Annotated in this window: 13 protein-coding genes and 3 pseudogenes; 7 read left to right on the top strand and 9 right to left on the bottom strand. The window is 71.6% G+C overall.

Annotation, left to right across the window (positions count from 1 at the left end; translation table 11 throughout):
* Positions 1-254: pseudogene (locus ACFYVL_RS42040) on the bottom strand (site-specific integrase); the annotation flags it as partial.
* 83 nt (positions 255-337) lie between these two features.
* Between ACFYVL_RS42040 and ACFYVL_RS42035 the strand changes: the two are divergent.
* Together ACFYVL_RS42035 and ACFYVL_RS42030 are read left to right on the top strand one after the other, a co-directional pair.
* A pseudogene (locus ACFYVL_RS42035) lies at positions 338-523 on the top strand (pirin family protein); the annotation flags it as partial.
* Between the two features lie 84 nt (positions 524-607).
* Complete coding sequence (locus ACFYVL_RS42030) at positions 608-949, top strand: GNAT family N-acetyltransferase (protein ID WP_389254956.1); 342 nt, start codon at positions 608-610, stop codon at positions 947-949.
* A gap of 241 nt (positions 950-1,190) precedes the next feature.
* On the opposite strand, the gene ACFYVL_RS42025 is transcribed toward ACFYVL_RS42030, so the two are convergent.
* The 3 genes from ACFYVL_RS42025 to ACFYVL_RS42015 form a co-directional block, all read right to left on the bottom strand.
* On the bottom strand, positions 1,191-1,802 hold the full coding sequence (locus tag ACFYVL_RS42025) for a class I SAM-dependent methyltransferase (RefSeq protein ID WP_389254954.1): 612 nt from the start codon (positions 1,800-1,802) through the stop codon (positions 1,191-1,193).
* 435 nt (positions 1,803-2,237) lie between these two features.
* A complete protein-coding gene (locus ACFYVL_RS42020) occupies positions 2,238-2,417 on the bottom strand; it encodes a DUF6480 family protein (protein WP_389254952.1) in 180 nt (59 codons plus the stop codon).
* Between the two features lie 139 nt (positions 2,418-2,556).
* Positions 2,557-3,351: an SDR family NAD(P)-dependent oxidoreductase gene (locus ACFYVL_RS42015; RefSeq protein WP_389254950.1), complete on the bottom strand. Its 795-nt coding sequence runs from the start codon at positions 3,349-3,351 to the stop codon at positions 2,557-2,559.
* A gap of 225 nt (positions 3,352-3,576) precedes the next feature.
* On the opposite strand from ACFYVL_RS42015, the gene ACFYVL_RS42010 reads away from it, so the two are divergent.
* Positions 3,577-4,383 (top strand): SDR family oxidoreductase, encoded by an 807-nt coding sequence (locus ACFYVL_RS42010; RefSeq protein ID WP_389254948.1) that lies wholly within the window; start codon positions 3,577-3,579, stop codon positions 4,381-4,383.
* Between the two features lie 66 nt (positions 4,384-4,449).
* Here ACFYVL_RS42010 and ACFYVL_RS42005 read toward each other — a convergent pair whose 3' ends face one another.
* A complete protein-coding gene (locus ACFYVL_RS42005) occupies positions 4,450-4,938 on the bottom strand; it encodes a nucleoside deaminase (protein WP_389254946.1) in 489 nt (162 codons plus the stop codon).
* Positions 4,939-5,175: 237 nt separating this feature from the next.
* The gene (locus ACFYVL_RS42000; RefSeq protein ID WP_389254944.1) at positions 5,176-6,036 is read right to left on the bottom strand and encodes a phosphotransferase family protein; all 861 of its coding nucleotides are present in this window, start codon (positions 6,034-6,036) and stop codon (positions 5,176-5,178) included.
* Positions 6,037-6,239: 203 nt separating this feature from the next.
* Between ACFYVL_RS42000 and ACFYVL_RS41995 the strand changes: the two genes are divergently transcribed.
* The 4 genes and pseudogenes from ACFYVL_RS41995 (at position 6,240) to ACFYVL_RS41980 (ending at position 9,155) form a co-directional block, all read left to right on the top strand.
* Positions 6,240-6,677, top strand: coding sequence for a GntR family transcriptional regulator (locus ACFYVL_RS41995; protein ID WP_389254942.1), 438 nt, complete (start codon positions 6,240-6,242; stop codon positions 6,675-6,677).
* Between the two features lie 89 nt (positions 6,678-6,766).
* Positions 6,767-7,585: pseudogene (locus ACFYVL_RS41990) on the top strand (ABC transporter ATP-binding protein); the annotation flags it as partial.
* Complete coding sequence (locus ACFYVL_RS41985) at positions 7,582-8,538, top strand: ABC transporter permease subunit (RefSeq protein ID WP_389254940.1); 957 nt, start codon at positions 7,582-7,584, stop codon at positions 8,536-8,538. The pseudogene ACFYVL_RS41990 and the gene ACFYVL_RS41985, both read left to right, overlap by 4 nt.
* A 371-nt stretch (positions 8,539-8,909) precedes the next feature.
* On the top strand, positions 8,910-9,155 hold the full coding sequence (locus ACFYVL_RS41980) for a hypothetical protein (RefSeq protein ID WP_389254938.1): 246 nt from the start codon (positions 8,910-8,912) through the stop codon (positions 9,153-9,155).
* Between the two features lie 140 nt (positions 9,156-9,295).
* On the opposite strand, the gene ACFYVL_RS41975 is transcribed toward ACFYVL_RS41980, so the two are convergent.
* The 3 genes from ACFYVL_RS41975 to ACFYVL_RS41965 all read right to left on the bottom strand — a co-directional run bounded on the left by ACFYVL_RS41975 (position 9,296) and on the right by ACFYVL_RS41965 (position 11,155).
* Entirely contained in the window at positions 9,296-10,090 is a 795-nt protein-coding gene (locus ACFYVL_RS41975; RefSeq protein WP_389254936.1) for a DUF5707 domain-containing protein, read from the bottom strand.
* Positions 10,091-10,260: 170 nt separating this feature from the next.
* The gene (locus tag ACFYVL_RS41970) at positions 10,261-10,560 is read right to left on the bottom strand and encodes a hypothetical protein (RefSeq protein WP_389254934.1); all 300 of its coding nucleotides are present in this window, start codon (positions 10,558-10,560) and stop codon (positions 10,261-10,263) included.
* Positions 10,561-10,612: 52 nt separating this feature from the next.
* Positions 10,613-11,155 (bottom strand): GNAT family N-acetyltransferase, encoded by a 543-nt coding sequence (locus tag ACFYVL_RS41965; protein WP_389254932.1) that lies wholly within the window; start codon positions 11,153-11,155, stop codon positions 10,613-10,615.
* Positions 11,156-11,190 lie beyond the last annotated feature (35 nt).

The raw sequence follows: 11,190 nt of genomic DNA, 5'->3' as shown, positions 1-11,190 counted from the left end.
CGCATCGCCCCGTACTTCGCCACCCGTGACGCCCGGCTCGCCCGGCCCGGAGCAGCCCGCTTCGCGTTGTAGATTTCCGTCAAACGCGCAATGGCCAACACGTCGGTCTCGAACCCGGACTCCACGCGCTGTTTTCCGGCAGCGTCGCGGAACTGGATCTTGTACGGGTGGGGGCACTTCGACCACCGCGGCTTCGGATGGGCACAGCCCTTGAAGAAGGTGCCCATGCCGTGGGCGAGGGATTTGGTAGCCATGACGTTGCCGACTCTCCAGGTACGATGCTGACGATTTGCTGACAGCTGATGACCCAAGAGGCTTCTGGTCTGCGGAAAGCGGTGAAGCGCTTGGATTGTGGTGGAACTTCATCGGCCGCAGCCACCAGGACATCGTCGAGGCGCGCGAGGAGTGGGAGCGGGCCTCCGACCGCTTCGGCAGCGTCGACCACTACCCCGGCGACCGGCTGCCCGCCCCCGCCCTGCCGAACGCCACCATCGCCCCGCGCAAGAACCCGCCGCGCCGCTGACCGCTCAAGAACCCGCCGCGCCGCTGAGCCCCTCCCCCGGCCACCGACCTCTCTCCCCAATTCCCTCTCCCCGAAAGGCCCGTCATGGACGAGCAGACCACCGCACCCGTCGTTCACCACGTCGACGCCCGCCACCGCTACGAGATCGCCGTCGCCGACAAGCGCGCCGGCCTGACCGCCTACCGCGACCGCGGCGACCAGCGCGTCTTCTTCCACACCGAGATCGACGACGCCTACGCCGGTCAGGGACTGGCCTCGGTCCTGGTCGACCAGGCGCTGACCGACGTACGGAAGTCCGGGCTGCGGATCGTCCCCGTCTGCCCGTACGTCGCCAAGTTCCTCACGAAGCACGGCGAGTTCTCGGACATCACCGACGCCGTGACCCCCGAGATCCTGACCTGGCTCGACGCCCAGCTGGGACGCTGACCTGCCGGGCGGCGCTCACCACACGACGCACGCGCCGCCCCCTCTCCGCCGTCAACGGGTGCTCCGGGCGCCCTGCTCACGGGCACGGTGTCGACGGCGGAGCCCCGGCAACTCCTTTGCCGCCCTAGCCAGTTCGACCGCGCAACAGGTGTCGGCAGGCGTCGGCAGGCGTCGGACAACTCGAGCGGACGACGTGGCCCTCATCGGCACGTCGTCCCTTGACCGGCTCGACTCGCTCGGTTCAGGCGTCGAGGCGATGGACGCTGACCGCGTAGCCGCCGCCGTCGTACGGGGCGGCGTCCCAGGTGGCGAATCGGTCGACGAGCGACAGGCCGGCCGCGGCGCAGCTGTCGTCGTACTCGGGCAGGGTGATGGTGGGCGGCACGGGCAGGTGGGCGGCGTCCAGCCCGAAGCCCGCGACCAGCAGACCGCCGGGACGCAGGGCCGCGGCCAGGCGGTGGACCGCCTTGGCCTCCGTCCCGGGAGTGAGCAGCGGCAGGACATTGCCTGCGGCGACCACGAGATCGAAGTCGGCGGCGACACCGAGCAGGTCCGGATCGAACTCGGTGAGGTCGGCCCGGAACCAGGGCAGTTCGGGCGCCTGCGCCCGCGCCACGTCCAGCATCGAGTCGTCCAGGTCGACGCCGACGCAGTCGTACCCGAGTTCCGACAGCCGGATCATGACTCTGCCGGTGCCGCAGCCGGCATCGAGCACCCGCGCTCCGGCGGGCACGAGGGCCGCACAGAACGCGGCCTCGCCGTGAACGTCCTTACCGCCCCGGGCCAGCGCCTCGAAGCGCGCGGCGTATTCGCTCCCGGACGTTCCACCGGTCAGTTCCTGCCAACGACTCATGTGATCGACTATAGGCCGCGCCGTCGGCCTACCCCTGCGTGCGGGGGCTGCGGGCGTGCTGGTGCGGCCCTGGTTCGGGCGGGGATGCGCGGCCCGGCGGGGGGCGGGGTCCAGGTGGGGGTGCGCGGCGGCCCAGCGGGCGCACGGGCCCGCAGGGCGGGACCGGGCAGGGATGCGCCGCCCGGCAGGCGTGCAGACCCGACGCACAGGACCGGGCGGGGATGCGCCGCTCGGCAGGCGTGCAGACCCGACGCACGAGTCCGGGCGGGGATGCGCCGCTCGGCAGGCGTGCAGACCCGACGCACCGGGTCCAGCTCCGCGTCGGTTCGGACACGGGCGGGCCGACGGCCGTCGGTCGTCTCCGGGACACCGGCCCGCGACGGTCGTCACGCGGGCGGGGCCACGCCGGACGCCCGCGATATGTACCGCGAGAGGCTAGAGGCCCGCGATGCGTGCCACGAAGAAGCCGGCCACCAGGACCGTGCCGATGACGATGAGTGCGAGCATCCATCGCGGGTGCTCCCAGATTCCGCCGTCGTGCCGCTCCTCGTGCGCTTCTGCGGTCGATCCCTCGGCCGGCGGGGTTTCCGTCGGTGGGACGGGGGTGAATGTCATACGTCCACGATCCTCCCGGTCGCGCGCTCGCGCACGTCGGCCCGTCCGCGGCCTCTACCCTCCGCCCGGCGACACCCGTACGAGAACCAGCGGGGGCGACGCCCCACGCGCCCTGCTCGCCCCACTCACCCCACTCGCCCTACGGCAGGATCGAGTCCACGTATCCGCCGTCCACCCGCAGCGCGCCGCCCGTCGTCGCCGATGCCAGCGGTGAGGCGAGGTAGACGACCATGTTCGCGATCTCGTCGGGTTCGATGAGCCGCTGGAGGAGCGACTGCGGCCGGTGTTCGCGCATGAAGGTGCGCTGCGCCTCCTCCCAGGGGAGGTCCGCGTCAACGAGTTCGTACACGAAGTCCTCCACGCCCTCGGTGTGGGTGGGGCCCGCCAGTACGGTGTTCACCGTGACGCCGCTGCCCGCCGCTTCCTTGGCGAATCCGCGGCCGACGGCGAGCAGGGCCGTCTTGGACACCCCGTAATGAATCATCTCGGCGGGGGTCACCACCGCCGAGTCGCTGGCGATGTACTGCACCCGGCCCCAGCCGCGCTCCCGCATTCCCGGCAGGAACCGCCGGGTGAGGCGGACGGCCGAAAGGACGTTGATCTCGAAGTAGCGCCGCCACTCCTCGTCGGTGATCTCCAGGGCCGGCTTGGCGCCGAAGATGCCGAGGTTGTTGACGAGGACATCGAGGTCGGGGAGCCGGCCGGCGACCTCCTCGACGCCTTCGGGCGTCGCCACGTCGGCGGGGGCCGCCACAAGGTCGGCGTCGGGCACCCGCTCGGCGATCTGCCGGATCGCCTTCTCGACGCGGGCCCCGTCGCGCCCGTTGACGCCCACGCGCGCCCCTGCCTGCGCCAGGCCGGTGGCGATCGCGAGGCCAATGCCCTGCGTGGATCCGGTCACCAGCACCGTGCGTCCTGTCAGATCGAGCCTCACCGGCGGTCTCCTGTCACTGGTCGATACGTGCGGTTCCTGCGGTACGCCGTTCCGCGCACCCCATGCTCACTGCCGCCTACCCGCTCCGCTCGCGGAACGCCCGTATCGCGCACCAATCGCACCCCTGCGGCACCGCCCGGATCCGCGGGAGGCACCGCTCCGGGGGCCTGCGGCGCACCGGAAAACCTGTGGCGAGGTGCTCGCCCGCTCTGCTCATACTCGGGCATGCCCCTTACACCACGAACGCAGCACGTCGCCGTCGTGACCGGTGCCAACCACGGGATCGGAGCGGCGGTGGCCAGGGCGCTCGCCGCGCGCGGAGTGGCCGTGCTCTGCACCTACCTGGGCGAACCCGACGGGGAACCGACGGACGGCCCGCCGCCTGTCCGGCCGACGGCCGCAGAGGGAATCGTCACGGAGATCCGCGAGGCGGGAGGCCGGGCCGAGGCGCTGGAGGCCGATCTCAGGGACCCGGCAGCAGCGGCGACGATCTTCGACGCGGCCGAACGGAGTCTGGGCGCGGTCGACATCCTGGTCAACAACGCGTCCGGCTGGATCCAGGACTCCTTCGCACCCGAGCCGGCCGACCGGTTCGGCCGGCCGCTGCGCACGGTCACCGCCGAGACGTGGACCCAGCAGTTCGCCGTCGATGCCATGGCACCGGCCCTGCTGATCGCCGAACTCGCCCGGCGCCACCGCGACCGCGGTGCGAGCTGGGGCCGCATCGTGGGCCTGACCTCGGGCGGGGACCTCGGCTTTCCCGGTGAGGTCTCCTACGGAGCCGCGAAGGCAGCCCAGGTCAACTACACCTTGTCCGCCGCCGCGGAGCTGGGCGATCTCGGCGTCACCGCCAACGTCGTGCATCCCCCGGTCACCGACACCGGATGGATCACGGACGACGTCCGCCGGTTCGTCGCGGAGAGCAGCACGCACTTCCATGTCGCGAACCCGTCCGACGTCGCCAGGACCATCGTGTTCCTCACCTCGGACGACGCCGCGCTCCTGACGGGCAACGTCATCACGCTCCGCTGAACAACGGGCCTGCCCAGGAGTCCTCGAACCCCTGGGCAGCGGTACGTTGCCGGAGACCGCCCGGGGTCAGTTCCAGAAGCCCCGGTGCACCTCGCGGGCCCCGTCGAGGTCGACCGGACCGATGACCGGCAGGTCGCGCTGCCCGGCGGCGAAGACGTCGCGGCAGGGCAGGGCCATGGTGGGGTTCTCCGCGTTGGCGCCGGTGATGGCCAGGAGTTCGTCCTCGCCGAGGGCGTAGACGACGCGGCCGATGCCACCCCAGTAGATCGCTCCGGAGCACATCGCGCAGGGCTCGGTGCTGGTGTAGAGGGTGCAGGTGCGCAGGAAGTCCGCGTCGTACTTCGCGGTGGCCAGCCGGACGAGGTTGGTCTCGGCGTGACCGGTGGCGTCGCGTCCGGTGGTGACGGTGTTCTCGGCCTCCAGCAGGATCTTGTTGTCGGGGCCGGTGAGCAGGGCCCCGAAGGGGTGGTTCCCCGCCTCGCGGGAGCGGCGGGCGACGGCGACGGCTGCGTGGAGCAGCTCGATGTCCGCGTCGGTGCTGGGGAGGGTCGTCATGTCGGGATCTCCTCTTGGGGGTGCGTGGTGACCATGGTGCGGGAGTGTGCCGCCGTTCGACGGTGTACGTGGGTGAGAGCGGTGTACGCAGGCGAGAGCGGTGTGCGTGGGCAAGAGCGGTGCACGCAGGTGAGAGCGTGGTGGGCGAGCCTGGCCGGCAGGTAGGTAGGCGACGGCACCGAAGACGAGGCCCCGGGGGGTGTGAGCCCCCGAGTTCGCCGCCACCCGCCGGAGCGCTCACTTCACCGGCAGGTCCCAGGCCGCCGAGCGCTCCAGCCAGGCGGTCGTCGCGTCGATCGCGCTCGCCACCTCCTGCTCCGGCGCGTTGTTGAGGATCGCGAAGGCAGGCTGTTCGAGGCCGAAGGTGAGGACCCAGGCACAGGCCCGCCGGAGGGTTTCCCCGTCGACCGCGCCGCGGACCTTGTCCCAGCCGTGCCAGAACAGGCAAGCGGCATCAACAGCCGGGTCGAACGAGGACGCGAGGTCCCAGTCCAGCACCCCGACGAGTCGTCCACGGTCGTCCCAGTGCATGTTCGACCCGGCCAGATCGCCGTGCACCAAGGACGGCCGCTCCCAGCGCAGGTCGAGCGCCGCCCGCAACCGCCGCTCGGCCTCCGGACGCCACGCCTGCGGCAGCCGCGGAACGACTTCGCCCATCATCACCTCGGCCCAGCGGTCACCGCCCGCGTACTCGTGCGGAGCCCCGAGAACGTCCGCGAGCGGGTCGCAGTCGATGTCGCGCAGACAATCCAGCAGACCCGCCAGTTCCTTCGGTTCACCGCCCTCGCCCTTGGGACACGGCGCACCCTCGACCCAGGACAGGGCAACCGCGGTACGGCCCTCGACGGTCATCACGGCGGACAGCGGCCTCGGGACCGTGAACGGCAGGTCGAGGTCCGCGAGCCGGCGCAGAAGCTCCGTACGACGCGACAGGGCAGCGACGGCGGTGGGGTTGTGGGCGATCCGGACCACCGCGGTACCGGGCAGGAGAACCACCTCGTGCGAGCCGCCCCGCGCCGGCACCGCCGCGGACAGGTCCTGACCCGGAAGCACGGCGTCGGCAACAGCCAGCAGATCTCCCGGAATGCGCGCTCTCATCCGGGCAGGCTACCGAGGCACTGCCGCGCGCCCGCAGCCGCACCCGCGCGCCCGCACCCGCACACCCGCGCCCACCCGGCCGCCGGAGCCGGAGAAGGGGCCCCGCTTCAGGCACCCGGTGCAGACGTCTTGACGCACCGGGTCGCTCTTCTGCCTACTTTTACTAGCTCCCTAGGGAAGCGGCAGATTCATGGAGGGACGCCATGTTCGTCTTCCACCAGGACTCCGCGTCAGGAGTCCCGCCCTATCTGCAACTGGTCCATCAGGTGCGCGGAGCACTGCTGTTGGGCTATCTGCTGCCCGGTGACAGGCTGCCGGTGATCCGTGAGGTGGTCGCCGAGCTGGCCATCAATCCGAACACCGTGGCCAAGGCGTACCGCCAGCTCGAACACGAAGGGCTGGTGCTGGGGCGGCCCGGCCTGGGCACCTTCGTCGCCGAGTCGCCCCGTACGGCGGTGCCTTCGGGCAGTTACGCGGTACTGCGCCGCGATCTGGAGAACTGGCTGCGCAGGGCGGAGGCGGCAGGTCTCGGCGAGGCCGATGTGACCGCGCTGATCGCGGCCGTACGACGCGTCGGCGCGGCCGACGGAGACGGAGCTGAGGACACGGAGGGGCCGGAGGACGCGGAGGGCGCGGCATGAGCAGCGACATCGTCGTCAGCGTCCGGGGTCTCACCCAGCGGTACGGCAGGCTGCTCGCCCTCGCCGACTGCGACCTCGATCTCCCAACGGGCCGGGTGGTCGCCCTGGTGGGCCCCAACGGGGCGGGAAAGACCACCCTGTTGCGGCTGATCGCCGGGCTGCTGCACCCCACTGCGGGATCGGTCCGGGTCCTGGGCAGGGACGCCGCCACGGACAGCGCCGCGGCCCTGGCGCAGGTGGGGTTCGTCGCCCAGGAACACCCCCTCTACCAGCGCTTCAGGGTGCGTGAACTGCTGCGCATGGGAAGGGAGTTGAATCCCGGCTGGGACCAGGGGTACGCGGAGCGCCGCCTCGACGGCCTCGGTATCCCGCCGGAGCGCCGGGCGGGCGAGCTCTCCGGCGGCCAGCAGGCGCAGACCGCCCTCGTTCTCGCGCTCGCCAAGCGGCCCCGGCTGCTGGTGCTCGACGAGCCCCTGGCCAGCCTGGACCCGCTGGCCCGGCGGGAGTTCCTGCGCTCCCTGATGACCGCCGTCACCGACGACTCGATCACCGTGCTGTTCTCCTCACACGTCGTCACCGAACTGGAGCGGGTCTGCGACCACCTGGTCCTCCTCGACGACGGCCGGATCCGGCTCGCGGACGACCTGGACGCCCTGCTCGCCGGGCACCGGCTCCTGGTCGGTCCCCGCAACGGGCACGACGCCGACGTGCTCCGCTCCTCGGACGGCGTCCTCACCGTCACCCACGGCGCCCGGCACCTCAACGTCGTGGCACGGACCGGCGACGGACCGGTGGCCCCCGGCTGGCAGGCGCATCCGCTCGGCCTGGAGGAACTCGTACACGCCTACCTCGAACAGTCCCGGCGGAGCCACGCACACCGCACCCGGCGGGAGGCGAGCCCGCGATGAAGTGGCTGATCTGGCGCCAGCACCGGGCGGACGCCGCCCTGATGTCGGCCGTACTCGCCCTGACCGCACTGGTACTGGTCCCCAACTCCCTCGCCATGCACCGCCTGTTCACCACCTCCGGCGTCGAGGAGTGCCTGCGCACCCTGCGCAGCGGCTGCCAGAGCCCCTTCCTCCAGGACATCGCGGACGGCTACCAGCCCTACATCAACAGCGTGGCCCCGTTCCTGCTCGCGCTGCCGGTCGCCGCCGGGCTGTTCCTCGGCGCGCCGCTGCTCGCCCGTGAGTACGAGCAGGGCACCTGGCAACTCGCCTGGTCCCAGTCCGTGCCGCGCACCCGCTGGCTCGCCGCGAAGCTGCTCGCGATGGGCGCCGGTGTCGCGCTGACCTCCTCCGCCCTCTCCTGGCTGGCCACGTGGTGGTTCTCGGCCGACGCCAGGGTGAAGGGGCGGCTGGACATGGCCTTCTCCGTCCAGGGCCCGGCGTTCCCGTCGCACGCGCTGTTCGCCTTCGCGGCCGGCGCGCTGGCCGGGGCCGTGGTGCGCCGGACGCTCCCGGCGATGGCGCTGACGCTCGCGGTCTATCTCGCCGTACGCGTACCCGTGGAGACGCGGCTGCGGATGCGGCTGCTCCCACCCGTGCAGGTCACGCTCGACCCCACCTCGCCCGATGTCCGCGCGGCTCAGCCCGGACCGCAGGACCGGGTCCTCGGGCACGGCCTGATCGCCCCGGACGGCCGCCGTCTGAGCCAGGTCGAGGCGGACACCCTCGCCGCCGGGATGCCCCGCGACGCGTGGCCCGGCTACCTCCACCGAAACGGCCTCAGGGACTGGTACGAGTACCAGCCCGGCGACCGCTTCTGGGCCCTCCAGGCGATGGAGGCCGGACTGTTCCTCGCGCTCACCGCCGTCCTGCTGACGGTCCTGGTGACACGCATCCGGCGGCGCCCGATCTGAACTGCCACGGCAGCGAAGTTCGCACACATGATCCGGTACGGTGTCGTCATGTCCTTCCTCTACGTGCGCCTCCGCACCGTCTGAGACGCCGCCGCCGTCGCTCAGCGACCGGCACCGGTCGAGTAACCCGCAGGAGACCACCACGGTCTCACGGCGCTGCCCTGCGGGTGCCGCCCGACCACGTCCGCCGGCGCGCACCCCTTTCCGGTGACCGCGTCCGCCCCGCGTGCTGCCCCTGACGGGCCGGCAGAGGGGGCGCTGCAACCGGCCCGGGTGCGCTCGGCCACCGAACCGCGACACGCCTGGACACGGGTGGCGCGCGTTCTTCCTCGCCTTCGGCGGCTCACCGCGCCGGCACCGGGCTGTCCCGTGTGCCGCCGACCGCGCCGCCCACCGGACGCGTACGTGCCGAAACCTGGGGCACCGTCGCCCGTACCTACATCCGTCTCACCGAGGACCGGTCGCTTCCGGTGGCCATGCAGGACCGGCTGATCGCCGAGGCCGACGCCCGCACGCCCGACAACCCGTACGACGTCCACACCCTGACCGCCAGCCACGCCGGATTCCTCCTCCAGGCGGAGAAGGTGGCCGGCATTCTGGACCGACTGACCGTCTGATCCCGAGGCGCGCCCCGCCGACAACCCGCTGGAGACGGACTCCGGTCGGCTGTCGGGCGGTGAACCGTCCGGGCCGGATGCCGCCCGGCCCGGACGGCTGACCCAGCCGCGTGCTAACGGACGGTTGCCCCCGCCGCGTGCTAGCGGACGTCGACGTAATCCGCGGCGGAGGTGACCGCCGGGCTCGTGGACGTGCCGGCGAAGGTGTAGCGGAAGTAGCCGTCCGCCGTGGCCTTCGTCGTCGTCCGGAGGTTGCCCCGGCTGTCCGTCGTGACGGTCTTGAGGGTCCTGTACGTGCTGGTGCCCTTCTTCAGGAACTGGAGTTTCACCGGCTGCTTGGCGTATCCGCCGTACTTGTAGGTCTTCCAGTCGGCGCGCGTCAGGGCGCCCGTGACGGTGATGGTCCTGTTCTTCCTGACCGGTTCCGGCGAGGCGTCGACCGTCAGCCGGGAGTGGCGCAGGACCTTCACCTTGGCAGCGGAGTCCTTGCCGACGTAGTCACCGTCGTTGGCGCTCGCGTGGGCACTCACGTGCCAGATCCCCGCGGTCGTGTTGTCCTGGGGGTGGATGCGCGGGTTCATCTTCAGGGTGTACGTGCACGTGGTCGTGGTGACGTTGTGGCGCACGCACGTGCCGGCGATGCTCTCGGGCAGCACGAGACCGTAGACGTCACCGGTGGACGGCTGGACGGGACCGTGCCAGAGGACCGGGAAGGTCCTCCCCACCTCGATGCCCGAGTCGTCCGTGGCCGTCACCGCGATGGTGAACGTCTTGCTGCCCGTGGTCCCCAGGACGATGTCCTTTCCGCCGTTGACCACCACCTTCGTGATCTTGATGTCGCCGGCAGCCTGGTCCGCCTGGGCGGTCCCCGGCATCGCGAGCACGGACAGGGCGAGGGCCCCCGCGAATCCGGCCACGGTGGTGCGTTGGTGCATGAAGGCGTTCCCCCATGTTCAGCGCCTCGGGAACGTCCCGAGGCGGAGCTGCGCATGCGCATCCGCCTCATGGATTTCACGGATGGCACGTACATGACCATCGAGTGGTGCGGATGGTTGCCCACGGACGACACGGGATCGGCAAGGGAGTCAGGGCACGGGGGTGCGCTTCAGGGGGTGTCACCCGTGTAGTGGAAGCGGCAGACGATCCCGGGGCCCTCCCTGCGGGGTTCGCCGGGGCGGGGGTCGTACAGGGCCCGGCCGCCGGGCCACCGGGACAGCTCGGTGACCAGGGCCGCGCCGTCCGCTATCTCCTCGGGCCGCCAGCCCTCGATGTCCAGCAGCAGTCCGTCCAGCGGACCGCCCATCAGCGCGGCGTACGCCCGCTGCGGAAGCGGGCCCGGATGGGGGGCGTCGTGGTCGCAGCCGTACACCCGGCCGCGCAGTATCTGCTCGTCACCGTTGGTCATGTCCCCAGGCTGCCAGGCACCACTGACAATCGGCCCTCGGCCTGCTTCGGCGTCAGCCGCCCGCCTTCTCGTACTCCTCACGCGTCATCGCGTACACACGCACCCGTGCGCCGTGCGAGGGCACCACCGTCTCCCGGTCCAGACACATGCCGAGCTTGCGCATGACGGCTTCGGAGCCGGTGTTGTCCACGTTGCAGACGCTCAGGATCCGTTCCAGGCCGACCGGGCCGAAGACGTGCTCCAGTGCGGCGCGGGCGCCCTCCGTGGCGATGCCGCGGCCCCAGAAGGGGCGGGAAAGGCGCCAGCCGATCTCGACGGCGGGAAGGACCTCGGGCAGGAAGTGCGGGACCGCTGTGCCCACCCAGCCGGCCAGTTCCCCGGTCTCGCGCAGCTCGACGGCGAACAGCCCGTGGCCCTGCTCCGCCCAGTCGGCCCTGATCCGGGTCAGCCAGGCCGCCGTCTCCTCCCTCGTCCGTACGGAGCCTGCGCCGATGTAGCGCATCACCTCCGGGTCCGCGTGCATCGCGGTGAGCGGATCGAGGTCGTCGTCGCGCCAGGGCCGCAACCGCAGCCGTGCTGTGAGGAGTTCGGGCATGGCGCATCTTCGCACGTCTGCCTCACGGCTCGTCC

Origin of the sequence: Streptomyces sp. NPDC004111, assembly GCF_042874215.1 — a bacterium.
GTDB lineage: Bacteria > Actinomycetota > Actinomycetes > Streptomycetales > Streptomycetaceae > Streptomyces.
The sequence above is the reverse complement of the archived record's forward strand: the minus strand, read 5'-3'. Positions and strand labels throughout refer to the sequence as shown.

Bases quoted from the DNA above. Each gene is read 5' to 3' on its own strand.
- ACFYVL_RS42030 (WP_389254956.1), top strand. From the start codon at position 608: ATGGACGAGCAGACCACCGCACCCGTCGTTCACCACGTCGACGCCCGC.
- ACFYVL_RS41965 (WP_389254932.1), bottom strand. From the start codon at position 11,155: ATGCCCGAACTCCTCACAGCACGGCTGCGGTTGCGGCCCTGGCGCGAC.
- ACFYVL_RS41985 (WP_389254940.1), top strand. From the start codon at position 7,582: ATGAAGTGGCTGATCTGGCGCCAGCACCGGGCGGACGCCGCCCTGATG.
- ACFYVL_RS42000 (WP_389254944.1), bottom strand. From the start codon at position 6,036: ATGAGAGCGCGCATTCCGGGAGATCTGCTGGCTGTTGCCGACGCCGTG.
- ACFYVL_RS41995 (WP_389254942.1), top strand. From the start codon at position 6,240: ATGTTCGTCTTCCACCAGGACTCCGCGTCAGGAGTCCCGCCCTATCTG.
- ACFYVL_RS41975 (WP_389254936.1), bottom strand. From the start codon at position 10,090: ATGCACCAACGCACCACCGTGGCCGGATTCGCGGGGGCCCTCGCCCTG.
- ACFYVL_RS42025 (WP_389254954.1), bottom strand. From the start codon at position 1,802: ATGAGTCGTTGGCAGGAACTGACCGGTGGAACGTCCGGGAGCGAATAC.
- ACFYVL_RS41970 (WP_389254934.1), bottom strand. From the start codon at position 10,560: ATGACCAACGGTGACGAGCAGATACTGCGCGGCCGGGTGTACGGCTGC.
- ACFYVL_RS42010 (WP_389254948.1), top strand. From the start codon at position 3,577: ATGCCCCTTACACCACGAACGCAGCACGTCGCCGTCGTGACCGGTGCC.
- ACFYVL_RS42020 (WP_389254952.1), bottom strand. From the start codon at position 2,417: ATGACATTCACCCCCGTCCCACCGACGGAAACCCCGCCGGCCGAGGGA.
- ACFYVL_RS42005 (WP_389254946.1), bottom strand. From the start codon at position 4,938: ATGACGACCCTCCCCAGCACCGACGCGGACATCGAGCTGCTCCACGCA.